The sequence below is a fragment of the Mycolicibacterium houstonense genome (genome assembly GCF_900078665.2).
In the GTDB taxonomy this organism is placed as follows: Bacteria; Actinomycetota; Actinomycetes; order Mycobacteriales; family Mycobacteriaceae; genus Mycobacterium; species Mycobacterium houstonense.
In genome coordinates this window covers 4,096,782-4,118,040 of the sequence record NZ_LT546207.1, presented here as the reverse complement: position 1 = coordinate 4,118,040, position 21,259 = coordinate 4,096,782, and the positions used below count along the sequence as shown (strand labels likewise).

Genomic DNA, 21,259 nt, shown 5'->3' with positions numbered 1-21,259 from the left:
GCGAGCGNGAAGGCGAAATTGAGCACCGAGGGCGCCAGCCCCTTCTCGGTGTCGGGCGCCGCGGCGACGATGCCCCAGGAGGCGAGGTGCTCCAGCGTGCCGGTGTAATTGGCGGCCTGGGCCATCCAGTCGTGGCCGAAGACCACGCCTGGAAGGTTCATGCCGGATTCCGGTGTGTACACCACTCCCGGCACGCCGGCGAAAGCCAGGTCGCCACGCAGGACGCGGTGCGGTCCTCGGCGGGTCAACCCTGCGAAGAGCTTCTTTGTGCTGGCCACGCGATGACCGTAGCGCAGGGCGGCGAATCCGCGCCCGGGTGCGACGACGGTGATTTGCGTCAACCGCCGTCTCGCGGAATCGGGCCGGGCGGCCGACTGCACTACCCTGGGACCCTATGTGTGGAATCGTCGGCTATGTCGGGGCGCGCCCGGCCCACGGCATCGTGGTCGACGCGCTGCGCCGGATGGAATACCGGGGCTACGACTCCGCGGGGATTGCGCTGATCGACGGCGATGGCGGGCTGACGGTACGCCGCCGTGCCGGTCGCCTGGCCAACCTCGAAGCCACCCTCGCCGAGACCGACGACGGCGTGCTGACCGGCACCACCGGCCTGGGCCACACCCGCTGGGCCACCCACGGCCGGCCCACCGACCGCAATGCGCACCCGCACCGCGACGCCGCGGGCAAGATCGCCGTCGTCCACAACGGCATCATCGAGAACTTCGCCGGTCTGCGCGCCGAGCTGGAGGCCGACGGGGTCGAGTTCGCCAGCGACACCGACTCCGAGGTGGCCGTGCACCTGGTCGCCCGGCAGTACCGCGAGGGGCCGACTGCCGGAGATTTTCCGGCCTCCGTACTGGCCGTGCTGCAGCGCCTCGAAGGCCACTTCACGCTGGTGTTCGCCAACGCCGACGATCCGGGCACCATCATCGCGGCGCGCCGGTCCACCCCGCTGGTGGTCGGCATCGGCGACGGCGAGATGTTCGTCGGCTCCGACGTCGCGGCCTTCATCGAGCACACCCGGAACGCCGTGGAGCTCGGCCAGGATCAGGCCGTGGTGATCACCGCCGACGGCTATCGGATCACCGACTTCGCCGGCCGCGACGACCTGGAGGCCGGCCGCGACTACCGCGAATTCCACATCGACTGGGATCTCGACGCCGCCGAAAAGGGTGGCTACGACTACTTCATGCTCAAGGAGATCGCCGAGCAGCCGGCCGCGGTTGCCGACACCCTGCTGGGCCACTTCGACGGCCACATCGTGCTCGACGAGCAGCGCTTGAGCGATCAGGAACTCCGCGAGATCGACAAGGTCTTCATCGTGGCCTGTGGCACGGCGTATCACTCGGGCCTGCTGGCCAAGTACGCCATCGAGCACTGGACCCGGCTGCCGGTCGAGGTCGAGCTGGCCAGCGAGTTCCGGTACCGGGACCCGGTGCTGGACCGCAGCACGCTGGTGATCGCCATCTCGCAGTCCGGCGAGACCGCCGACACCCTGGAGGCGGTGCGGCACGCCAAGACGCAGAAGGCCAAGGTGCTGGCGATCTGCAACACCAACGGCAGCCAGATCCCCCGTGAGGCCGATGCGGTGCTCTACACCCGGGCCGGGCCGGAGATCGGCGTGGCCGCCACCAAGACATTCCTGGCGCAGATCGCGGCGAACTACCTGGTGGGGCTGGCCCTGGCGCAGGCCCGCGGCACCAAGTACCCCGACGAGGTGGAGCGCGAGTACCGCGACCTGGAAGCCATGCCGGACATGATCAGCCGGGTGCTGGCCGGCATCGAACCGGTGGCGCAGTTGGCGCAGCGCTTCGCGAAGTCGCCCACGGTGCTGTTCCTGGGCCGGCACGTCGGCTACCCGGTGGCGCTCGAGGGTGCGCTCAAGCTCAAGGAGCTGGCGTACATGCACGCCGAGGGCTTCGCGGCCGGCGAGCTCAAGCACGGGCCGATCGCGCTGATCGACGAGGACCTACCGGTGATCGTGGTGATGCCGTCGCCCAAGAACGCGCAGATGCTGCACGCCAAGCTGCTGTCCAACATCCGCGAGATCCAGGCGCGCGGCGCGATCACGATCGTCATCGCCGAGGAAGGCGACGACACGGTGCGGCCCTACGCCGATCACCTGATCGAGATCCCGGCGGTGTCGACGCTGTTCCAGCCGTTGCTGTCGACGATCCCGCTGCAGGTGTTCGCCGCCGGGGTGGCCCGGGCCCGCGGGTACGACGTGGACAAGCCGCGCAATCTGGCGAAGTCCGTCACGGTCGAGTAGCGCGGGCAGCCTGTCCAACGTGAAGAAGATGGCGAAATTTCCCGGAAATCTCGCCATCTTCTTCACGTTCGGCGTGGGGGTCTCCTAGTGGATCTGCGCGTCCCCGAGGTCAACGTCGCCGGGCGATGGGACCGTGGCGGGCTCGGGGCGTTTGTTTCCGACGCGGCCTTCGCTCATTTCCTGCGTACCTACGAGGCCGGGATGGCGGCCCTGCCGGACTTCGAACTGTTCGACGTGCCAACCGCGTTCGGCACCGTGCGCGCCTACCGGTTCGCCGGCGCGGGGGAGGGCACCCCGGCCGTCCTGCTGCCCGGCCGCAATGCGTCGACACCGATGTACGCCACCAACCTCGGGCCGCTGTTGCGGCACCGCACCGTGTACGGCATCGACCTGCTCGGCGAGGCCGGCCTGTCGGTGCAGCACAACAAGATTCGCGACGCCCGCGACCAGGCCCGGTGGCTCGACGAGACGCTGGCCGGTCTCGGCCTGGACCGGGCCCACCTCCTCGGAGTTTCGGTGGGTGGCTGGACGGCCACGAACTGCGCGGTGCATAGGCCCACGCGGATTGCGTCACTGACCTTGCTCGACCCGGTGTTCACTTTCACCGCAATCCCGGTCAAGGCGATCCTGGCCTCGGTGGCCATGCTCGGTCCTGGCGTGCCGGAGCGCTGGCGCCTTCGGGTGATGAGCTGGATATCGGGTGGCGCCGATATGCAGGCCGCCGCGATCGAGGCCGCGCTGATCGACGCCGGGGCAAAGGATTTCACGTTGCGCATGCCGATGCCGAAGCTCTTCACCGACGATCAGCTGCGCGCCATCGAGGCCCCCGTGCTGGCCTTGATCGCGGGCCGCAGCGTCATGCTCCACCCGGATGGCGCCGTCGCCCGGGCGCGAGAATTGTTGCCGCGGGGCCAGATCGAACTGTGGCCCGAGGCCTCTCACGCCATCAACGGCGAATACCCGGACGAGATCGCGCAGCGTGCGGGGCGCTTCTGGGACGAGGCGTAACCGAGTGCAGTCTTCAGTCGAACCGTCGCGCCCATTCGCTCGGCGATGAACCGAACTGGCGGCGGAAGGCACGGTTGAAGGTGCCGGTCTCGGTGAAGCCGCTGGCTCGGCAGGCCTGGCTCACCGGAGATCCTCGCGAGATCAGGGAGCCGGCGAATTCCACGCGCCGGCGTCGGATCTCGGTAGCGGGTGAGCGACCGTCCTCGGCCAGCAACTGCTGCACCGAGCGCAGCGACAGATGCACTTCGGACGCCAGGGTGGTCGCGGTGAAGTCCGGGTCGCGGAATCGGGCACGAATGTGGGCGAGCAGGTGCGCGCGCAACTGAGCGCGGGAGGGGACAGCGGTAGCTTCGACCGCGGTCCGGACATCGAGATCGTCGGCGGTGGCATCTTCGGCCGCTATGCGTTCCGTCGCATCGCAGAAGGACAGCAGCCGCGACCCGTCGGTTCCCAGTGGACGCGCGGACCAGGTGACCGGAATCGGCTGACCGGCACGAGTGATGAACCATTCGGGATCTGGCGTGACGGATACCCGCTCATGCATGATCGGGCAGGAATGTGATGGGTACCGCGACCCGTCAGGTCGCCACTCGTGCAGTGTGTCGTGGCTGGGTGCACCGATCACTTCACCAGCAGATCTGTAGCCGAGCATGTCGAGTGCTGCTCGATTGGCCAGGGCGACAGTGCCGTCAGCGCCGATCACCCACAACGGGGTTGGCGCGATATCGATCACGGCCGACAAGGCGTCCGCACCGAGTGCGTTCATGGTGAGGCTTGTCCGCGTGCCCATTGGTCCCACCTGACTTCTCCTGAACTTGCAAAGACAGTAGGTGTGAGGCGTTTCGACGTGTTTCCCCGCCTGTTACACCCTGGTTAACCGACGGCTATGCGCGAAATGCCTTACCAGGCGCGTCTTTTGCCATTGGCGCAGCCCGTTCTGACGCGGTGACATGGAAGGCCAGCGGTCGACAGTGACCGCGTGAATTCGGCAACGACAAGGAGACGTCTCGTGACGTATGCCCCTGGGACCACCGAGATCGAAGATCGTCGCATCGAGACCGGCATCGGCTGGCAGGCGATCGCGGACCACATTGACCGGCCACTCGTCTGGACTGTCGCCGCACTCTTGGGAAGCCACCCCGTACCGCAGCAGGAAGCGTCGGCGGTAGGGGAGTTGCTCGGCCTGAGTAACGAAACTGTTGCCGCGCTGCAGCGTCAGCCATACCGGACTTCTGATCCGTCGCTGTCGACCGACCCGACGATCTACCGTTTCGTCGAACTCATCAATGTGTACGGCCCGGCGTTCAAGGCTTTGATCCACGAGGAATTCGGTGACGGGATCATGAGCGCAATCAACTGCAATGTGTCATTCGCGCGACGTCAACATCCGGACGGCGATCGAGTTGTCGTGACCATCGACGGCAAGTTCCTGCCTTACCAGTGGTAGCCCTTCAGGAAGGAAGCGTGCCCATGTCCTACGTCAAGCCCCAGGAACTCGCCACCCGGATCATCGACGCGGGCGAGTCCAAGGTCTTCATGTCAACCCGTGACACCCTCATCCGCGCGTACATGGCCGGGGCGATCCTCGCCCTGGCCGCGGCGTTCGCGGTGACGATCTCCGTCCGGACCGGTGAGCCACTGCTGGGGGCCGTACTGTTTCCGGTCGGCTTCTGCATCCTGCATCTGCTCGGATTCGACCTGTTGACGGCCGTGTTCACCCTTGTACCGTTGGCGTGGCTCGACAAGCGTCCCGGTGTGAGTATTGCTGCGCTGCTGCGTAACTGGGGCCTGGTGTTCATCGGCAACTTCGCCGGTGCGCTCACCGTTGCGGTGTTCATGGCGATCTACTTCACTTACGGTTTCAGCGTCGAGCCAGATGCAGTCGGGCAGGCCATCGGTCAGATCGGTGAGGGCCGCACCGTGGGATACGCCGACCATGGCGCCGCAGGCATGTTGACGCTGTTCCTACGCGGTGTGATGTGCAACTGGATGGTCTCCACCGGAGTGGTCGGGGCGATGATGTCCGACAGTCTGCCCGGCAAGGTGATCGCGATGTGGATGCCGATCACGGTGTTCTTCTATCTCGGTTTCGAGCACTCGATCGTCAACATGTTCCTGTTTCCCTCCGGGCTGATGCTCGGTGGGGATTTCACGATCGGCGACTACCTGCTATGGAACGAGATTCCCACGGTGCTGGGCAATCTCGTCGGCGGTCTCGCGTTCGTCGGACTGGTGATCTACGCGACCCACGGTAAGACCGCGCCGTCCCGGCCCCGGCCGGCGGGGCTGGTCTCTGTGGACAAGCCGGGCAACCTGGCGAAGTCGGTCACGGTGGAATAGCGCTGTCAGCCCGAACGTGAAGACGATCGCGAGGCGATGGGCTCCGGTCAGTACAGCTCGTTCTGATAGTGGTCGTCGATCACGGCATGGAGTGAGCCGGCCAGGTCACCGAGTTTCTCGGCCATCTTCGCCGCGCTCTCGGTGATCGAGAGGGTGTAGAAGTCCCCACCCAACGTCACGGCATCGGCCAGCCCGCGGCTGTCGCCTTCCCACAGCTTGGCCCGGATAACGGCCTTGCCGCACTGCCCGAACACCTCGCGGATACGCACGATGGTGGCCAGCACGGCGGGTTTGCCGTCGGCGCTGAGCATTTCGAGCAGGTCGGGGTCGTCGGTCACGAACGCGTCACCGTTGACCCGGATCACCTCGCGGAGGCCGGGCACAAAGAAGACCAGGCCCACCGCCGGGTGCTTGGTGATGTTCTCGTGGGAGTCGGCGAGCTTGTTGCCGGGACGGTCCGGGATGGCGAGTGTCCACGGATCGAGAATCCGCACCGAACCCGGTGGGTCACCCCGTGGGCTCGTGTCCAATTGACCGTCGGCGCCCACGGTGGCCATGCAGAAGAACGGGCTGTGTGCGATGAACCGGGCCGAGAACTCTCCGAGTTTCGGCTCCTTCTTCTCCGCAATGAACCGCTCGGGGTGCCCGACGATCTCCCTGATCCGCTCCATCGAGACGGGGGTGTACGAGTCCGCGGCTGTGCCTGTGGTTGTCATCACCGGATCCTTTACACGTCGAGAACGAGGCGGGGAGTTTTCGCTCGGGAAACGCAGACGTACATGCGGTCGTTGGCGGCGCGTTCGGACTCGGACAGGATGTCGTCGCGATGGTCGGGCACCCCGTCGACGACGGTGGTCTCGCAGGCGCCGCAGATACCCGATCGGCACGACGACGGCACGCTGACCCCGGCACCGTCGAGTGCGGTCAGAATGCTCTGGCCCGCTTCGACATTCACGGTCTTGCCCGACGCCGCACACACCACTTCGACCGGTTTGTCATCGACCTCGGCCGCGCGCTTGCGCGGTTTGAAGCGCTCGAGATGCAGACTGTCCGCCGGCCAGTGGGCGACGGCGTCCTGCAGCGCCGACAGCAGTTCGGCCGGGCCGCACGCATAGATCTTCACCCCGCTCCGAACCTCGGCGAAGTGCTCGCCGAGCGGGATGCGACCGTCGGTGTCGGAGCGATAGAAGCTCACCTTTGATCCGTATTGCCGCAGTTCTTCGGAGAACGGCATCGAGGCGGCGGTGTGCCCGCCGTAGAGCAGTTCCCAATCCAGGCCCCATGATTCGGCCTGGCGGATCATCGGAAGAATGGGAGTGATCCCGATGCCGCCGGCCACGAACACATATGAGGTGGCCCGCTGCAGCTGGAAGGTGTTCCGCACCCCGGCGACCGTGAGCCGTTGACCGGGCCGCAGAAATGCGTGCACGTACTCGGAGCCGCCGCGGCTGGTTCGTTCTCGCCGCACCCCGATGCGGTAGTACGACCGCTCACCGACCGGCCCGCACAACGAGTATTGGCGCTGGATCCCGGTCGGCAGGACCAGATCGATGTGGGCGCCGGGCTCCCAGGCCGGCAGTGTTTCACCCGAACACGGCTGCAGTTGCACCGACACCACGCCATCGGCTTCCCACCGCAGCTGTCGTACGGCGACGCCGATCCCATCGCCTGCCACTTCGTCTCCCACGTCACGCCCTTCCTCAATTAACAATGTTAATTGCAGGTCAGAGCGTACTGATAACGTTGTTAACGTGTCAACCGCCTCCCCAGGACGTGATCGCGTGACGCTGGCGAATCTGCCGGTGGACCGGGTGGTCGGGGAGGCGCTGGCGCTGGTCAACGAGGGCGGGCTGGAGTCGCTGACGATGCGACGGCTGGCCGACCGGCTCCGGGCCCATCTGCCGACGATCTACCGGCTGGTCGACGGCAAGGACGCCCTGATCGACGAGATGGCCGAGACGATCCTGGCGAAGGCGCTCGAAAACGCCCGGACCGATCAGCCGGCATGGACCGATCGCGCCAAAAGCCTTGCCGTGGGCCTGCGTTCGGCCCTACTGGCGCAACGGGACGGAGCCCGCATCGTCGGCGGCAACTACGCCGCCAAGCGGGCCAACCTCACCTTCGTCGACACCCTCGTCGGCTGCATCCAGGCCGGTGGTCTGACACGTGAACGCGCGTTGTGGGCCGCCAGCTCGTTGTTCTGTTACGTCCTGGGTGAAGTCCTCGAGCAGCAGGGCGCCTCCGGTGGCGAGATCGAAACGCTCGAAGGCGTGGTCGATGCCGGCGACTATCCGCACCTGGCATCTAGCCCCGTCGAGCAGCTGCTCGACTTCGACGCGCGATTCGACTTCGGGCTGAACCTGCTGATGTCGGGCATGCGCTCGGACGGTGGCGCCTGACCGGTGACTCCGGAGTCGCGCAGCCCCAACGCCAGGCCGCACGCGATCAGGCCGACGCCGGCCCATACCGCCGCGGCGGGCAGGGCGCCGGTGACGGGTATCCCGATCACCGCGGCCGCCACCGGTGCCACCCCGGTCAGTAGCCCCGCCGCCCCGGCGCCGAGCCGGCGCACGCAGGTGTACCAGAGGATGAACGCCACCGCCGTGACGCCGACGGCCAGATACCCGATCGCCAGGATCTCGCCGGTGTCGAAATCGCCTGCGGCACGCCACCCCTCGGTGCCCAGTGCGAGCGCGCCGAAGATCGCCGCGGCCAACCAGGTGGTGTGTACCGACACTCCGGCCGGCCCGTGCGAAGCCAGTACCGGCACCGCCAGCAGGGTGAAGCCAGCTTCGCAGCCGAACACCACCAACGCCCAGAGCAGGCCCATGCCGTCGGTATGGCCGAGGCCCTCCACCACGACCGCCCCGACGCTCACCACCATGGCCGCGGCCAGCACCCTGGTTCGGACCCGGCGCCCTTCCAGGAGTGGGCCGGCCACGGCCAGCGCCACCGGCACGCACGCCACCGCGACCGCCAACACCGCAGGCTCGGCATGGCGTGATCCGTACACCAGCGCCACGTTGAACAACACCAGGCCACTGACGGTGACGCCCGACAGCCAGAACCATTCGGCGCCACGGGGGCGGCGCAGGGTTCGGCCGGTCAGCCGGACCCAGGCGAGCAACAGTAGGCAGGCGATGGCATAGCGCAGGGCCTGCGCTGTGTACAGCGGTGCGTCGGCGAGTGCGCCGGAGACGGCCACGCTGCCACCGACGAAAACCATGCCGAGGGCGCCGGACAGGCCGGCGCGAGTGGGGCTGGACATATTTCCATGCTGGGGCCAGCATGGTCCAACAAGTAGAACCAAGTCTGGGTGTTTGTCATGGACCAAGTGGTGGGTGCGGACTTTCTGCAGCTCGACCCGGCGACCGCTCCGGCGCGGGGCCTGACCGACTGGCTCGCCGATGCGTTGCGCAGCGCGATCGCCGATGGCCGGCTCACCGCCGGCACCCGCTTCCCGGCGACCCGGGTGCTGGCCGGCGAACTCGCGANGGACGGCATTCTCGTCACCGAGCTGGCCCGCACCGGGGCGCCCACCGTTTTCCTGACCCCGGCGCATCAGTTCCCGACGGGCGTGGTGCTCGGCCCACAGCGTCGTCGCGAGCTGCTCGCGTGGGATGGGGCGCTGATCATCGAGGACGACTACGACGCCGAGTACCGCTACGACCGGGCGCCGGTTCCGGCGATGCATCCCTCGGCACCGGACCGTATCGCGTATGCCGGCAGCACCTCGAAAAGCTTGGCCCCCGCACTGCGGCTGGGCTGGCTCGTGGCGCCGCACCGACGGCAGCCGGATCTGGTGGCGGCCAAGCACGCCACCGATCTCGGCAGCCCGACCCTGCCGCAGCTCGTGCTGGCCCGGCTGCTGGAATCCGGAGAGTACGACCGGCATGTCCGGCTGGTGCGGGCGCGCCACCGGGCCCGGCGCGATGCCCTGCTGGAGGTGTTGTCGGCCGCAATGCCCACGGCGACGGTGACGGGCGTGGCAGCCGGCCTGCATCTGCTGGTGGTGCTGCCCGACGGCGTCGACGACGTCGCGCTGGCCGACGACCTGCGTGACGCCGGCGTCCTGGTGCATCCCGTGTCGTGGCACCGGCGACTGCCCGGACCACCCGGTCTGGTGCTTGGTTACGCGTCGCATCCGCCGGACCGATTACGCGAGGCTGCAACCACGATCGCGCGGATCGTCGGCGCGAATCTCAGCCCGCGCTGAGCAAACACACGTAACCTGTTGGCGCGCGGCAAAGTCGACGACACCTCGAACGGGCGGGAGCTGATGCGGTACTACTACTCGGCCGATGCGATCCGTGCCGCCGAGGCCCCACTGCTGGCATCGCTGCCCGACGGCGTGTTGATGGGCCGTGCCGCTTATGGTTTGGCGACGGCGATCGCCGCCGAACTCAAGCTTCGCACCGGCGGTATCGCGGGGCGGCGGATCTGCGCGGTGGTGGGCTCCGGTGACAACGGCGGCGACGCCCTGTGGGCCGCGACGTTCCTGCGGCGTCGGGGTGCGGCCGCCGATGCCGTGCTGCTCAACCCGGAGAAAACCCACGCCAAGGGACTGGCCGCGTTCCGGCGATCCGGCGGGCGCGTGGTGTCCGGCATCGCTGCCGGCACCGATCTGGTGATCGACGGCGTCGTCGGGATCTCCGGCCGCGGGGGATTGCGACCCGACGCCGCAGCGGTATTCGAGGCCAACACCGCGCCCGTGGTCGCCGTGGACATCCCCAGCGGACTCGACGTGCAGACCGGGGCAGCCGGCGGGCCGTACGTGCATGCCGTCCTGACCGTCACCTTCGGTGGGCTCAAACCGGTACACGCCCTGGGCGAGTGCGGCCGCGTCGAACTCGTCGACATCGGGTTGGACCTGGCGCCCACCGACCTGGCCGGGCTGGAGGTGGCCGACGTGCGGGCACGGTGGCCGGTCCCGGGACCGCACGACGACAAGTACACCCAGGGGGTGACGGGCGTGGTCTCCGGTTCGGCGACCTATCCCGGCGCGGCCGTGTTGAGCACCGGCGCCGCGGTCGCCGCCACATCCGGCATGGTCCGTTATGCCGGAAGTGCTGCACCGCAAGTGCTTTCACACTGGCCCGAGGTGGTCGCCGCGCCCAGCCCGCGGGAGGCGGGCCGGGTGCAGGCCTGGGTGGTCGGGNAGCCGGATCCGGTGACGTGTTGTCCGGCATGATCGGCGCCCTGCTGGCCGCCGGGCTGCCCGCCGGAGAGGCCGCCGCCGCGGCCGCCTTCGTCCACGCCCGGGCCGCCAACCTGTCGGCGGCCGACCCTGGTCCCAGTCCGGCGCCGACGTCGGCGTCGCGCATCCTCGCTCACGTCCGCGCCGCCATCGCCTCGCTGTAACCAGTTCGCCGCAACGAAAAGGAACTCCATGTCGCACAAGCACCCTCGCACCCCGCACATCTCACCGGCGTATACCGGCCGGCTGGCGATGGCGCCGGTGCCGTCGCTGCGCCTGCCCGATGAGGCGATGGATCCCGCTGCGGCATACCGGTTCATCCACGACGAGCTGATGCTCGACGGCAGCTCCCGGTTGAACCTCGCGACGTTCGTCACCACCTGGATGGACCCCGAGGCCGAGAAACTGATGGCCGAAACGTTCGACAAGAACATGATCGACAAGGACGAGTACCCGGCCACCGCCGCGATCGAAGCGCGGTGCGTGAGCATGGTCGCCGACCTGTTCCACGCCGAGGATCTGCGCGACGACGACCCGTCCAGTGCCATCGGGGTTTCCACCATCGGGTCCAGCGAGGCGGTGATGCTGGGCGGGCTCGCCCTCAAGTGGCGGTGGCGCGAAAAGGTCGGAAAAGACTGGAAGGGGCGGACCCCGAACTTGGTGATGGGCGCCAACGTCCAGGTGGTGTGGGAGAAGTTCTGCCGGTACTTCGACGTCGAGCCGCGTTATCTGCCGATGGAGGAGGGGCGCTATGTCATCACCCCCGAACAGGTGCTCGACGCGGTCGACGAGGACACCATCGGCGTGGTGGCGATCCTCGGCACCACCTACACCGGTGAGCTGGAGCCGATCGCCGAGATCTGTGCCGCGCTCGACCAGCTCGCCGAGGAGAAGAACCTGGACATCCCCGTGCACGTCGACGCGGCCAGCGGCGGGTTCGTCGTCCCGTTCCTGCACCCCGACCTGGAGTGGGATTTCCGGCTGCCGCGCGTGGTGTCCATCAACGTCAGCGGACACAAATACGGGCTGACCTACCCGGGTATCGGTTTCGTGGTGTGGCGCAGCAAGGAGCACCTGCCCGAGGATCTGGTGTTCCGCGTCAACTACCTCGGCGGGGACATGCCGACGTTCACCCTGAACTTCTCCCGGCCCGGCAATCAGGTGGTCGGCCAGTACTACAACTTCCTGCGGTTGGGCCGGGCCGGCTACACCCAGGTGATGCAGTGCCTGTCGCAGACCGCTCGCTGGTTGGGCGACGAGCTGCGCGCCAGTGAGCACTTCGAGCTGATCACCGATGGTTCGGCCATCCCCGTGGTCAGCTTCCGGCTCAAGGGCAAACCGGGATACACCGAGTTCGACGTGTCCGAAGGGTTGCGCTCGTTCGGCTGGCAGGTGCCGGCCTACACGATGCCCGAGGGCGCCACCGACGTCGTGGTGCTGCGCGTCGTCGTGCGGGAGGGCTTCTCGGCGGATCTGGCCCGCGCGCTCAAGGAGGACACGATCACGGTGCTCGGGCGGCTCGACGCGCTCAAACCGCGTGGTGCGTTCAACGACCTGCAGCCGTTTGCGCACTAGACAGGCCCTGACCGGTCCGCCGAACTGCCCGGACGCCCGCCTCTGGGACAATGGTCGGCGGTGATATGACATGCAGACGACCGAACTCGAGACCTCGCTGAGCCCGCACCTCTCGCCGCAGGCGATGGTGGACCTCGGCGCCATCGACCACAACGTCCGCCTGCTGCGCGAGCATGCCGGCAATGCCCAGGTGATGGCGGTGGTCAAGGCCGACGGCTACGGGCACGGCGCCGTCGAGGTGGGCCGGGCCGCTCTGGCTGCCGGGGCCGCCGAGCTCGGCGTGGTGACGATCGCTGAGGCGGTGGCCTTGCGGGCCGGTGGGATCACCGCGCCGGTGCTGTGCTGGCTGCATCCGCCCGGCACGGACTTCGCCCCGGCGCTGCTGGCCGATGTGGAGATCGCGGTGTCCTCGGTACGTCAGGTCGATGACGTGGTGGCCGCGGTACAGCGCACCGGCCGCACCGCGACCGTCACGGTCAAGGTCGACACCGGACTGAGCCGCAACGGGGTCAGCCCGGCTGACTTCCCGGCCGTGATCGCCGGACTCGGCCGCGCCCAGGCCGACGGCGCGGTCCGGGCGCGCGCCATCATGAGTCACCTGGTGCACGGTGACGACCCCGACAATCCGTTCAACGAGCTGCAGGGCCGGCGCCTGACCGCGATGCGGGAGCAGGCCGCCGCGCAGGGCGTGGTGTTCGAAATGGCACACCTGTCCAACTCGCCGGCGGCGCTGACCCGGCCGGACCTGGCGTTCGACATGGTGCGGCCCGGTATCGCGGTCTACGGCCTGAGCCCGATCCCGGAACGCGGCGACATGGGCCTGATCCCCGCGATGACTCTGAAATGCCCTGTCGCGCTGGTCCGTTCAGTTCATGCCGGCGACGGGGTATCCTACGGGCACCGCTGGATCGCCGACCGTGACACCACGCTCGCGCTGCTGCCGGTGGGCTACGCCGACGGCATCTTCCGCTCGTTGAGCGGGCGCATCGAGGTGCTGATCAACGGCAGGCGCCGCCCGGCCGTGGGGCGGATCTGCATGGATCAGTTCGTCGTCGACCTCGGACCGGACGCCACCGACGTCACCGAAGGCGACGATGCGATCCTGTTCGGCCCGGGTACCCACGGAGAGCAGACCGCCCAGGACTGGGCCGAGCTGCTCGGCACCATCAATTATGAGGTGGTGACCAGCCCGCGCGGCCGGATCACCCGCACGTATCTGCAGGCAGGTCACGGGCGTTGAGTCGCAACGCTCAATGGCTGGCCGGCGCGGCCGGGCTGACCGCCGTGGGCACGGTCGCCGGCACCGCGGTGGTGCGGTCCCTGACCCGGCGCGCCGCCGGCGAGGACCCCTACCGCGGTGAGGATTTCGAGCGGCTCGACGCCGACCGCAGCTCGGTGGTGACGACGGACGACGGCGTGCCGTTGGCGGTGCGCGAAGTCGGGCCCAATGACGCGCCACTGACGGTGGTGTTCGCCCACGGTTTCTGTTTGCGCATGGGGGCCTTCTACTTTCAGCGCACCCGGCTGGCCGAACAATGGGGCCCGCAGGTGCGCATGGTGTTCTACGACCAGCGTGGCCACGGCCGGTCCGGATCGGCACCGCCGGACACCTACACCGTCGAGCAACTGGGACGTGACCTGGAAGCGGTTCTGGCGGTGACGGTTCCGCGTGGGCCGGTGGTGCTCGTCGGCCATTCGATGGGCGGCATGACGGTGCTTTCGCACGCCAGGCAGTTCCCGCGCCGCTATCCGAAGCAGATCGTGGGCGCCGCGGTGATCTCGTCGGCGGCCGAAGGGGTGGCGCGGTCGCCGCTGGGGGAGATCCTTCGCAACCCGGCGCTGGAAGCGGTGCGGTTCCTGGCCCGCTATGCCCCGGGCGCGGTGCATCACACCCGCGGCGCGGCCCGTTCGGTGATCGGGCCGATCCTGCGCGCCGCGTCCTATGGGGACGAGGCGGTCAGCCCGAGCGTGGTCGAGTTCTCCCAGCGCATGATGCACGGCACGTCGATCACCACCCTGGTCGAGTTCCTGCACGCCCTGGAGGTGCACGACGAGGCCGGGGCGCTGCGCGTGCTCGCCAAGGTACCGACACTGATCGCCTGTGGTGACCGGGACCTGCTCACTCCAGTGGAATACTCAAAGGCCATGGCCGCACAGTTACCGCGCTCCGAACTCGTGGTCGTCGGGGGAGCGGGTCACCTGGTTCAGCTCGAGGAGCCCGCGGTGATCGACGACGCACTGGTCCGTCTCGTGGAGCGGGCCACCCCCTCCAAGCTGGTCACGCTGACGCGCCGGGTGCGTGATCGGGTCCGGTTCCGTGGCTGAGCGCAGCGCCGGTACCGCCCAACTGGCCACCGCCGAAGACACCATCGCCCTGGGCGCCACCCTGGGTGCCGGGCTGAAGGCGGGCGACGTGGTGGTGTTGTCGGGTCCACTGGGCGCGGGAAAGACCGTGATGGCCAAGGGCATCGCCGCGGCCATGGATGTGGACGGGCCGGTGGTCTCACCCACGTTTGTGCTGGCCCGGGTGCACCGGGCGCGGCAGCCCGGCCGCCCGTCGATGGTGCATGTGGACATGTACCGATTGCTCGACCATCCCGGCGTCGATCTGCTCGGGGAACTCGACGCGCTCGATCTCGACACCGATCTCGACGACGCCGTGGTGGTCGTCGAGTGGGGTGAGGGCCTGGCCGAACGGCTTTCCGATCATCACCTGGACATCCGCATCGAACGGGACACCGAAACCGAGACGCGCACGGTGATCTGGCAGTGGAGCACCCCATGAACGTGTTGACCATCGACACCGCCACCCCGGCCGTCACGGCGGGCGTGGTCCGTCGGGATGAGGACGGCACGGTGCACACCCTCGCCGAGCGCGTCACCGTCGACGCCCGGGCCCACGCCGAGCAGCTCACCCCGAACGTGATGGGTGCGGTGTCCGATGCCGGAATCACCGTCGCGGACCTTGGCGCCGTCGTCGTCGGGTGCGGGCCTGGCCCGTTCACCGGGCTGCGCGTCGGGATGGCCAGCGCTGCGGCGTTCGGCCATGCCCTCGGTATCCCGGTGCACGGGGTGTGCAGCCTGGACGCCATCGGGATCCACACCGAGGGCGACGTACTGGTGGTCACCGATGCGCGCCGGCGTGAGGTGTACTGGGCGCGTTACCGCGACGGCATCCGGGTCGACGGTCCCGCGGTGAACGCACCCGCCGACGTCGCGCTGGATTCCGCAGCGGCGGTGGCCGGCTCACCCGATCACGCGGCATTGTTCGCCGTGCCCCGGCTCGATGTCGTCTACCCGAAATCGGCCGGACTCGTGCGCGCGNCGCCGCGCAGGGCGTGGTGTTCGAAATGGCACACCTGTCCAACTCGCCGGCGGCGCTGACCCGGCCGGACCTGGCGTTCGACATGGTGCGGCCCGGTATCGCGGTCTACGGCCTGAGCCCGATCCCGGAACGCGGCGACATGGGCCTGATCCCCGCGATGACTCTGAAATGCCCTGTCGCGCTGGTCCGTTCAGTTCATGCCGGCGACGGGGTATCCTACGGGCACCGCTGGATCGCCGACCGTGACACCACGCTCGCGCTGCTGCCGGTGGGCTACGCCGACGGCATCTTCCGCTCGTTGAGCGGGCGCATCGAGGTGCTGATCAACGGCAGGCGCCGCCCGGCCGTGGGGCGGATCTGCATGGATCAGTTCGTCGTCGACCTCGGACCGGACGCCACCGACGTCACCGAAGGCGACGATGCGATCCTGTTCGGCCCGGGTACCCACGGAGAGCAGACCGCCCAGGACTGGGCCGAGCTGCTCGGCACCATCAATTATGAGGTGGTGACCAGCCCGCGCGGCCGGATCACCCGCACGTATCTGCAGGCAGGTCACGGGCGTTGAGTCGCAACGCTCAATGGCTGGCCGGCGCGGCCGGGCTGACCGCCGTGGGCACGGTCGCCGGCACCGCGGTGGNCGGCTCGATGTCGTCTACCCGACATCGGCCGGACTCGTGCGCGCGGTCACCGACTGGGACGACGCACAGCCGCTGGTGCCGCTGTATCTGCGCCGGCCCGACGCCAAACCCTCTGTGCCCAAACCCTCTGTGGCGGTGCGGAAATGACGGTATTCGACGCGCTGACCCGGGCTGACGCCGCCCGGTGTGCCGAGCTGGAGGCCAAGCTGTTCGCCGGTGACGACCCGTGGCCGGCGCGGGCGTTCCTGGCCGAGCTCGACGCCAAACACAACCGCTACATCGCGGCCCGCAGCGACGGGGTGCTGGTCGGCTATGCCGGTATCTCCCGGCTGGGCCGAATGCGCCCGTACGAGTACGAGATCCACACGATCGGTGTCGATCCCGACTTCCAGGGGCAGGGCATCGGGCGTCGCCTCCTCGGCGATTTGCTCGACTATGCCTCGGGCGGAACCGTTTTCCTCGAAGTCCGCACCGACAACGAACCGGCCATCGCACTGTACGAGAGCTTCGGATTCGTCAACATCGGCCTGCGCAAGCGGTATTACCGGGCCAGCGGCGCCGACGCCTACACCATGCAACGCCTTCCCCAAGGGGGCCCGACGTGATCATCCTGGCCATCGAAAGTTCTTGTGACGAAACCGGAGTTGGCATCGCCGACCTCGCCGAGGATGGCACGGTGCGGCTGCTCGCCGACGAAGTCGCCTCCAGTGTCGACGAGCACGCCCGGTTCGGCGGCGTCGTCCCCGAGATCGCCTCACGCGCACATCTGGAGGCGCTGGGCCCGACCATGCGCCGTGCGCTGGACGCCGCCGGCATCGAACGGCCCGACGTGGTCGCCGCGACGATCGGACCCGGCCTNTGAAGGGGCAGGTGGCATGAGTTCGATCGCCGACAAGCTTGAGGTGACCGAACTGCTGTACCGCTACGCCGAGCTGATCGACGCAGGCGATTTCGACGGTGTCGGCGAGCTGCTGGGCCGCGGTGCGTTCATGGGGGTGTCGGGTGCGTCGGCCATCGCCGCGCTGTTCGCCTCGACCACCCGCCGGTTTCCAGACCACGGCAATGCTCCGCGGACCCGGCACCTGGTGCTGAACCCGATCGTCGACGTCGACGGTGCCCGCGCGACGGCCCGCTCGACGTTCTGCGTCGTGCAGAACACCGACAACGTGCCGCTGCAGCCCATCGTGGTCGGGCGTTACGCCGACGCGTTCGCCCGCGATGAGCACGGCTGGTACTTCACCGAGCGCACGGTCGATGTGGAGATGGTCGGGGACGTGTCCGAACATCTGATGATCGCGTTGTAGCGGCGGCGCGTCAGGTCGACCGCGCCTACGCGGCGTGGATTCTCACGACGTGGATGTCGCTGGTCAGTACCCGCGCGCCGGTCGGTAGGGGCGGGGCCGTACTTCGATAGGTTCGGCCGGTCGGTGTGGTGATTTCCGTGGTGTGCCGGCCGTATCCGTCGTAGCTCGTAGTGGTGGTCCAACCGGCGCTTTCCTTGATGTAGTTGCATCGTTCGCACAGTCCTTGGCCGTTCTCGGCGCTGGTGGGGCCGCCGTCGGCGTGCCGGGTGATGTGGTCGATGTGCCGGATGGGGGCGTCGCAGTAAGGGGTGCGGCACCTTTGGTCACGCATGGCGATCAGCCAGCGCAGCCCCTTCGGGAACGCCCGCGCGGTGGACTCCATGGCGACCAGGTTGCCGGTGGCCGGATCGGCGTAGAGCTTGCGCACCGCGGCCTCAACCTCGGGGTCCAACAGTGCCGCCAAGGCCATCTTTCGGGCCACCGCTGCCGGGATCGGGCCGTATCCCTGCAGTGCCGCCGGGTCGGCACCGTGGGCAAACAAGCTCTCGTCGGACACCACCAGATTGAGGTTGAGCGGGACCGCGGCGCCGACTTCACGCCCGGTGACCCGCCGGTAGAAGGCGTCGGCCATCAACGGGCCCCGGCCCTCGCATCCGTTTCCGGCTGCGATCGAAGCTGCCGCGGCCGCAGCAGCTTCCGCCTGCAACGCCTGATGGGCCGTGACGCCTTCGGCCGCGGTCAGCAGCGCCGTCACGTACGCCATGCCGTGCGGTGCTGGACGCAGCGTGACAGTGCGATCGCACTGATGGCGGCTGATGCGCTCCATCACCGCGTCGCGGTCGAGCCGAAATGCCACCCGCCCGGCCTCGGCCTCGACCTTTCTGTCCCCGAGGCCGTCCAGGCCTGAGGGATCGGCACACAGCTCGGCGTCCATGATGCGCCGGTCTTCCGGCCGCAGGCACTCAGCGTGGTCCGCGATGATCATCGCCCGGTTCTCGGTCAGCGTGCCGGACTGCAGGGCCGCCAGCGTGTAGGGCATGTCCTCGACCAGGATCCGGGAGGTCTTCAGGAACTTGGCCCCGTGCCACGGAGAAGCCTTGCGGGCCAACCCGACCTCGGAGGCCAGGCCTCTGCCCCGACGCGCGGCGGGCACACCCTGCGCCGATTCGCGGGCCAGGCGCTTGGCTTCCAGCAGCGCCGTCACCCGTACCTGCGTCGCCGCAAGGGTGGCGGTAGCGCGGGCCATTGCGGCGAGCTGATCGACCAACGCCGCCTCCGTGGCGTCGGGATCAACAACGAAACCCGACTCGAACATGTGTTCGATTCTATCACGATTCGCGGGCTCGGGAAGTCCGCACAGACCCATCCTTGAGTGCTAGCACTCGCATGTATAGAGTGCTAGGTGGCACGCGGCCAACCCCAGCGCCGGCACCCGCGACGACGGAGCGAGGGCACGGACGCATGCCGAACACCTGGTTAACCCGAGGGCCCCGGAGCACACCGGGACTCGATACCCAACAAGTGGAGGGCTTCCATCGTGGCAGTCAACATCAAGCCACTCGAGGACAAGATCCTCGTTCAGGCCAACGAGGCCGAGACCACGACCGCTTCCGGTCTGGTCATCCCCGACACCGCCAAGGAAAAGCCGCAGGAAGGCACCGTCGTCGCAGTTGGCCCCGGCCGCTGGGATGAGGACGGCGAGAAGCGGATCCCCCTGGACGTTGCCGAGGGCGACACCGTCATCTACAGCAAGTACGGCGGCACCGAGATCAAGTACAACGGCGAGGAGTACCTGATCCTCTCGGCCCGCGACGTGCTGGCTGTCGTCGCCAAGTAGTTCCTTCTAAGGACCTCGTGTAACCGCCCCGGAGATCCCCGTACATGTGCGGGTGATTTCCGGGGCGGTATGCGTCAGGAGTCATGAAAGAGACTTATGAGCAAGCAGATTGAATTCAACGAAACTGCGCGCCGGGCCATGGAAGCCGGGGTCGACCAGCTCGCCGACGCCGTGAAGGTGACCCTCGGACCGCGCGGCCGCAACGTCGTGCTGGCCAAGGCCTTCGGTGGCCCGCAGGTCACCAACGACGGTGTCACCATCGCCCGCGAGATCGACCTGGAAGACCCGTTCGAGAACTTGGGCGCCCAGCTGGTCAAGTCGGTGGCCACCAAGACCAACGACGTCGCCGGTGACGGCACCACCACCGCGACCGTGCTGGCCCAGGCCCTGGTCAAGGCCGGCCTGCGCAACGTGGCCGCCGGTGCCAACCCGATCGCGCTGGGTCTGGGGATCGGCAAGGCCGCCGACGCGGTGTCCGAGGCCCTGCTGGCCGCGGCCACCCCGGTGTCGGACAAGACCGCCATCGCCCAGGTCGCCACGGTGTCCTCGCGCGACGAGCAGATCGGCGAGCTGGTCGGCGAGGCCATGACCAAGGTCGGTCACGATGGTGTCGTCACCATCGAGGAGTCCTCGACCCTGAACACCGAGCTCGAGGTCACCGAGGGCGTCGGGTTCGACAAGGGCTTCATCTCGGCCTACTTCGTCAACGACTTCGACGCCCAGGAAGCGGTGCTCGAGGACGCGGTGGTGCTGCTGCACCGCGACAAGATCAGCTCGCTGCCCGACCTGCTGCCCCTGCTGGAGAAGGTCGCCGAGGCCGGCAAGCCGCTGCTGATCATCGCCGAGGACGTCGAGGGCGAGGCCCTGTCCACGCTGGTCGTCAACGCCATCCGCAAGACGCTCAAGGCCGTCGCCGTCAAGGCGCCGTTCTTCGGCGATCGCCGCAAGGCGTTCCTGGAGGATCTCGCCATCGTCACCGGTGGCCAGGTGGTCAACCCCGACGTGGGCCTGGTGCTGCGTGAGGCCGGCCTGGACGTGTTGGGCTCCGCCCGTCGCGTGGTGGTGTCCAAGGACAGCACCGTCATCGTCGACGGCGGCGGTTCTGCCGATGCGGTCGCCGATCGGGTCAAGCAGCTCAAGTCCGAGATCGAGACCACCGATTCCGACTGGGATCGGGAGAAGCTGCAGGAGCGGCTGGCCAAGCTCGCCGGCGGCGTTGCGGTGATCAAGGTCGGCGCGGCCACCGAGACCGACCTGAAGAAGCGCAAGGAAGCCGTCGAGGACGCCGTCGCGGCGGCCAAGGCTGCCGTCGAGGAGGGCATCGTCACCGGTGGTGGCGCGGCGCTCGTGCAGGCCCGCGCGGCGCTGGACTCGCTGCGCAGCGAGGTCAAGGGCGACGAGGCCATCGGCGTCGACGTCTTCGCCGCCGCGCTGTCGGCCCCGCTGTACTGGATCGCCACCAACGCGGGCCTGGACGGCTCGGTCGTGGTGAACAAGGTCAGCGAGCTCGGCAACGGCAACGGCTTCAACGCCGCCACGCTGACCTACGGTGACCTGGTCGCCGACGGCATCGTGGACCCGGCCAAGGTGACCCGCTCCGCGGTGCTCAACGCCGCCTCCGTGGCTCGCATGATCCTGACGACCGAGACCGCAGTTGTCGAATTGGTAAGCCAGGATGATGACGCCCACGGTCACCACCACGGGCACGCGCACTAACCCCTGACCAGGCCCCTCTCTCGGAAACTCCACTCCGGGGGAGGGGCTTC

At 68.2% G+C, this 21,259-nt stretch carries 19 protein-coding genes and 6 pseudogenes; 19 read left to right on the top strand and 6 right to left on the bottom strand.

All coding sequences use genetic code 11. The features are described 5' to 3' along the window. Positions 1 to 2: 2 nt before the first annotated feature. Positions 3 to 278 (bottom strand): annotated as a pseudogene (locus BN4332_RS34530) (hypothetical protein); the annotation flags it as partial. 116 nt (positions 279 to 394) lie between these two features. Between BN4332_RS34530 and glmS the strand changes: the two are divergent. Continuing rightward, a complete protein-coding gene (gene glmS / locus BN4332_RS20570; RefSeq protein WP_066901119.1) occupies positions 395 to 2,269 on the top strand; it encodes a glutamine--fructose-6-phosphate transaminase (isomerizing) in 1,875 nt (624 codons plus the stop codon). 87 nt (positions 2,270 to 2,356) lie between these two features. Then, positions 2,357 to 3,277 (top strand): alpha/beta fold hydrolase, encoded by a 921-nt coding sequence (locus BN4332_RS20565; RefSeq protein ID WP_066901117.1) that lies wholly within the window; start codon positions 2,357 to 2,359, stop codon positions 3,275 to 3,277. Positions 3,278 to 3,290: 13 nt separating this feature from the next. On the opposite strand, the gene BN4332_RS20560 is transcribed toward BN4332_RS20565, so the two are convergent. After that, entirely contained in the window at positions 3,291 to 4,067 is a 777-nt protein-coding gene (locus tag BN4332_RS20560) for a helix-turn-helix domain-containing protein (RefSeq protein WP_084459349.1), read from the bottom strand. A gap of 219 nt (positions 4,068 to 4,286) precedes the next feature. On the opposite strand from BN4332_RS20560, the gene cynS reads away from it, so the two are divergent. Both cynS and BN4332_RS20550 read left to right on the top strand, forming a co-directional pair. After that, a complete protein-coding gene (gene cynS / locus BN4332_RS20555; protein ID WP_066901113.1) occupies positions 4,287 to 4,724 on the top strand; it encodes a cyanase in 438 nt (145 codons plus the stop codon). Positions 4,725 to 4,747: 23 nt separating this feature from the next. Beyond that, entirely contained in the window at positions 4,748 to 5,617 is an 870-nt protein-coding gene (locus BN4332_RS20550) for a formate/nitrite transporter family protein (protein ID WP_066901111.1), read from the top strand. 47 nt (positions 5,618 to 5,664) lie between these two features. On the opposite strand, the gene BN4332_RS20545 is transcribed toward BN4332_RS20550, so the two are convergent. Together BN4332_RS20545 and BN4332_RS20540 are read right to left on the bottom strand one after the other, a co-directional pair. Next, positions 5,665 to 6,333 (bottom strand): MSMEG_1061 family FMN-dependent PPOX-type flavoprotein, encoded by a 669-nt coding sequence (locus BN4332_RS20545; protein ID WP_066901109.1) that lies wholly within the window; start codon positions 6,331 to 6,333, stop codon positions 5,665 to 5,667. Positions 6,334 to 6,344: 11 nt separating this feature from the next. Further along, the gene (locus tag BN4332_RS20540) at positions 6,345 to 7,304 is read right to left on the bottom strand and encodes a PDR/VanB family oxidoreductase (RefSeq protein WP_096866952.1); all 960 of its coding nucleotides are present in this window, start codon (positions 7,302 to 7,304) and stop codon (positions 6,345 to 6,347) included. Between the two features lie 64 nt (positions 7,305 to 7,368). Between BN4332_RS20540 and BN4332_RS20535 the strand changes: the two genes are divergently transcribed. Then, positions 7,369 to 8,016: a TetR/AcrR family transcriptional regulator C-terminal domain-containing protein gene (locus BN4332_RS20535; RefSeq protein ID WP_235654156.1), complete on the top strand. Its 648-nt coding sequence runs from the start codon at positions 7,369 to 7,371 to the stop codon at positions 8,014 to 8,016. Here the strand turns inward: BN4332_RS20535 and BN4332_RS20530 are convergent. Further along, positions 7,905 to 8,885 carry a DMT family transporter gene (locus BN4332_RS20530; RefSeq protein WP_066901106.1) on the bottom strand — a complete coding sequence of 327 codons (981 nt, stop codon included), beginning with the start codon at positions 8,883 to 8,885 and terminating at the stop codon, positions 7,905 to 7,907. The genes BN4332_RS20535 and BN4332_RS20530 overlap by 112 nt on opposite strands. 57 nt (positions 8,886 to 8,942) lie before the next feature. Between BN4332_RS20530 and BN4332_RS20525 the strand changes: the two genes are divergently transcribed. The 12 genes and pseudogenes from BN4332_RS20525 (at position 8,943) to BN4332_RS20470 (ending at position 17,656) form a co-directional block, all read left to right on the top strand. Then, on the top strand, positions 8,943 to 9,833 hold the full coding sequence (locus BN4332_RS20525) for an aminotransferase-like domain-containing protein (protein ID WP_066901103.1): 891 nt from the start codon (positions 8,943 to 8,945) through the stop codon (positions 9,831 to 9,833). 63 nt (positions 9,834 to 9,896) lie between these two features. After that, positions 9,897 to 10,978: pseudogene (locus tag BN4332_RS20520) on the top strand (NAD(P)H-hydrate epimerase). Positions 10,979 to 11,006: 28 nt separating this feature from the next. Then, positions 11,007 to 12,389, top strand: a complete 1,383-nt coding sequence (gene gad, locus BN4332_RS20515) for a glutamate decarboxylase (protein WP_066901101.1) — start codon at positions 11,007 to 11,009, stop codon at positions 12,387 to 12,389. Between the two features lie 70 nt (positions 12,390 to 12,459). Beyond that, complete coding sequence (alr, locus tag BN4332_RS20510; protein ID WP_066901099.1) at positions 12,460 to 13,629, top strand: alanine racemase; 1,170 nt, start codon at positions 12,460 to 12,462, stop codon at positions 13,627 to 13,629. After that, positions 13,626 to 14,714 (top strand): alpha/beta fold hydrolase, encoded by a 1,089-nt coding sequence (locus tag BN4332_RS20505; protein WP_066901097.1) that lies wholly within the window; start codon positions 13,626 to 13,628, stop codon positions 14,712 to 14,714. Before alr (BN4332_RS20510) ends, BN4332_RS20505 begins: the two co-directional genes overlap by 4 nt. Next, positions 14,707 to 15,174, top strand: a complete 468-nt coding sequence (gene tsaE, locus BN4332_RS20500; protein WP_066901207.1) for a tRNA (adenosine(37)-N6)-threonylcarbamoyltransferase complex ATPase subunit type 1 TsaE — start codon at positions 14,707 to 14,709, stop codon at positions 15,172 to 15,174. Before BN4332_RS20505 ends, tsaE begins: the two co-directional genes overlap by 8 nt. Beyond that, positions 15,171 to 15,713: pseudogene (gene tsaB / locus BN4332_RS20495) on the top strand (tRNA (adenosine(37)-N6)-threonylcarbamoyltransferase complex dimerization subunit type 1 TsaB); the annotation flags it as partial. The gene tsaE and the pseudogene tsaB, both read left to right, overlap by 4 nt. 11 nt (positions 15,714 to 15,724) lie before the next feature. Next, positions 15,725 to 16,279: pseudogene (gene alr / locus BN4332_RS20490) on the top strand (alanine racemase); the annotation flags it as partial. 73 nt (positions 16,280 to 16,352) lie between these two features. Then, positions 16,353 to 16,499 (top strand): annotated as a pseudogene (locus BN4332_RS34525) (tRNA (adenosine(37)-N6)-threonylcarbamoyltransferase complex dimerization subunit type 1 TsaB); the annotation flags it as partial. After that, positions 16,496 to 16,957, top strand: a complete 462-nt coding sequence (rimI, locus tag BN4332_RS20480) for a ribosomal protein S18-alanine N-acetyltransferase (protein WP_066901093.1) — start codon at positions 16,496 to 16,498, stop codon at positions 16,955 to 16,957. The pseudogene BN4332_RS34525 and the gene rimI, both read left to right, overlap by 4 nt. Next, positions 16,954 to 17,208, top strand: a pseudogene (locus BN4332_RS20475) (tRNA (adenosine(37)-N6)-threonylcarbamoyltransferase complex transferase subunit TsaD); the annotation flags it as partial. The gene rimI and the pseudogene BN4332_RS20475, both read left to right, overlap by 4 nt. Positions 17,209 to 17,227: 19 nt before the next feature. Then, positions 17,228 to 17,656: a nuclear transport factor 2 family protein gene (locus BN4332_RS20470; protein ID WP_066901089.1), complete on the top strand. Its 429-nt coding sequence runs from the start codon at positions 17,228 to 17,230 to the stop codon at positions 17,654 to 17,656. Positions 17,657 to 17,681: 25 nt separating this feature from the next. Here BN4332_RS20470 and BN4332_RS20465 read toward each other — a convergent pair whose 3' ends face one another. Beyond that, complete coding sequence (locus tag BN4332_RS20465; RefSeq protein WP_066901087.1) at positions 17,682 to 18,971, bottom strand: HNH endonuclease signature motif containing protein; 1,290 nt, start codon at positions 18,969 to 18,971, stop codon at positions 17,682 to 17,684. Between the two features lie 219 nt (positions 18,972 to 19,190). Here BN4332_RS20465 and groES point away from each other — a divergent pair, with 219 nt between their 5' ends. Together groES and groL are read left to right on the top strand one after the other, a co-directional pair. After that, positions 19,191 to 19,493 carry a co-chaperone GroES gene (gene groES, locus BN4332_RS20460; protein ID WP_066901085.1) on the top strand — a complete coding sequence of 101 codons (303 nt, stop codon included), beginning with the start codon at positions 19,191 to 19,193 and terminating at the stop codon, positions 19,491 to 19,493. A gap of 96 nt (positions 19,494 to 19,589) precedes the next feature. Beyond that, on the top strand, positions 19,590 to 21,209 hold the full coding sequence (gene groL / locus BN4332_RS20455) for a chaperonin GroEL (protein ID WP_066901083.1): 1,620 nt from the start codon (positions 19,590 to 19,592) through the stop codon (positions 21,207 to 21,209). Positions 21,210 to 21,259 lie beyond the last annotated feature (50 nt).

Excerpts from the sequence above, each read along its gene's own strand:
- alr (WP_066901099.1), top strand. The coding sequence starts at position 12,460 with ATGCAGACGACCGAACTCGAGACCTCGCTGAGCCCGCACCTCTCGCCG.
- rimI (WP_066901093.1), top strand. The coding sequence starts at position 16,496 with ATGACGGTATTCGACGCGCTGACCCGGGCTGACGCCGCCCGGTGTGCC.
- gad (WP_066901101.1), top strand. The coding sequence starts at position 11,007 with ATGTCGCACAAGCACCCTCGCACCCCGCACATCTCACCGGCGTATACC.
- BN4332_RS20470 (WP_066901089.1), top strand. The coding sequence starts at position 17,228 with ATGAGTTCGATCGCCGACAAGCTTGAGGTGACCGAACTGCTGTACCGC.
- BN4332_RS20550 (WP_066901111.1), top strand. The coding sequence starts at position 4,748 with ATGTCCTACGTCAAGCCCCAGGAACTCGCCACCCGGATCATCGACGCG.
- groL (WP_066901083.1), top strand. The coding sequence starts at position 19,590 with ATGAGCAAGCAGATTGAATTCAACGAAACTGCGCGCCGGGCCATGGAA.
- BN4332_RS20560 (WP_084459349.1), bottom strand. The coding sequence starts at position 4,067 with ATGGGCACGCGGACAAGCCTCACCATGAACGCACTCGGTGCGGACGCC.
- BN4332_RS20465 (WP_066901087.1), bottom strand. The coding sequence starts at position 18,971 with ATGTTCGAGTCGGGTTTCGTTGTTGATCCCGACGCCACGGAGGCGGCG.
- glmS (WP_066901119.1), top strand. The coding sequence starts at position 395 with ATGTGTGGAATCGTCGGCTATGTCGGGGCGCGCCCGGCCCACGGCATC.
- BN4332_RS20545 (WP_066901109.1), bottom strand. The coding sequence starts at position 6,333 with ATGACAACCACAGGCACAGCCGCGGACTCGTACACCCCCGTCTCGATG.
- BN4332_RS20530 (WP_066901106.1), bottom strand. The coding sequence starts at position 8,885 with ATGTCCAGCCCCACTCGCGCCGGCCTGTCCGGCGCCCTCGGCATGGTT.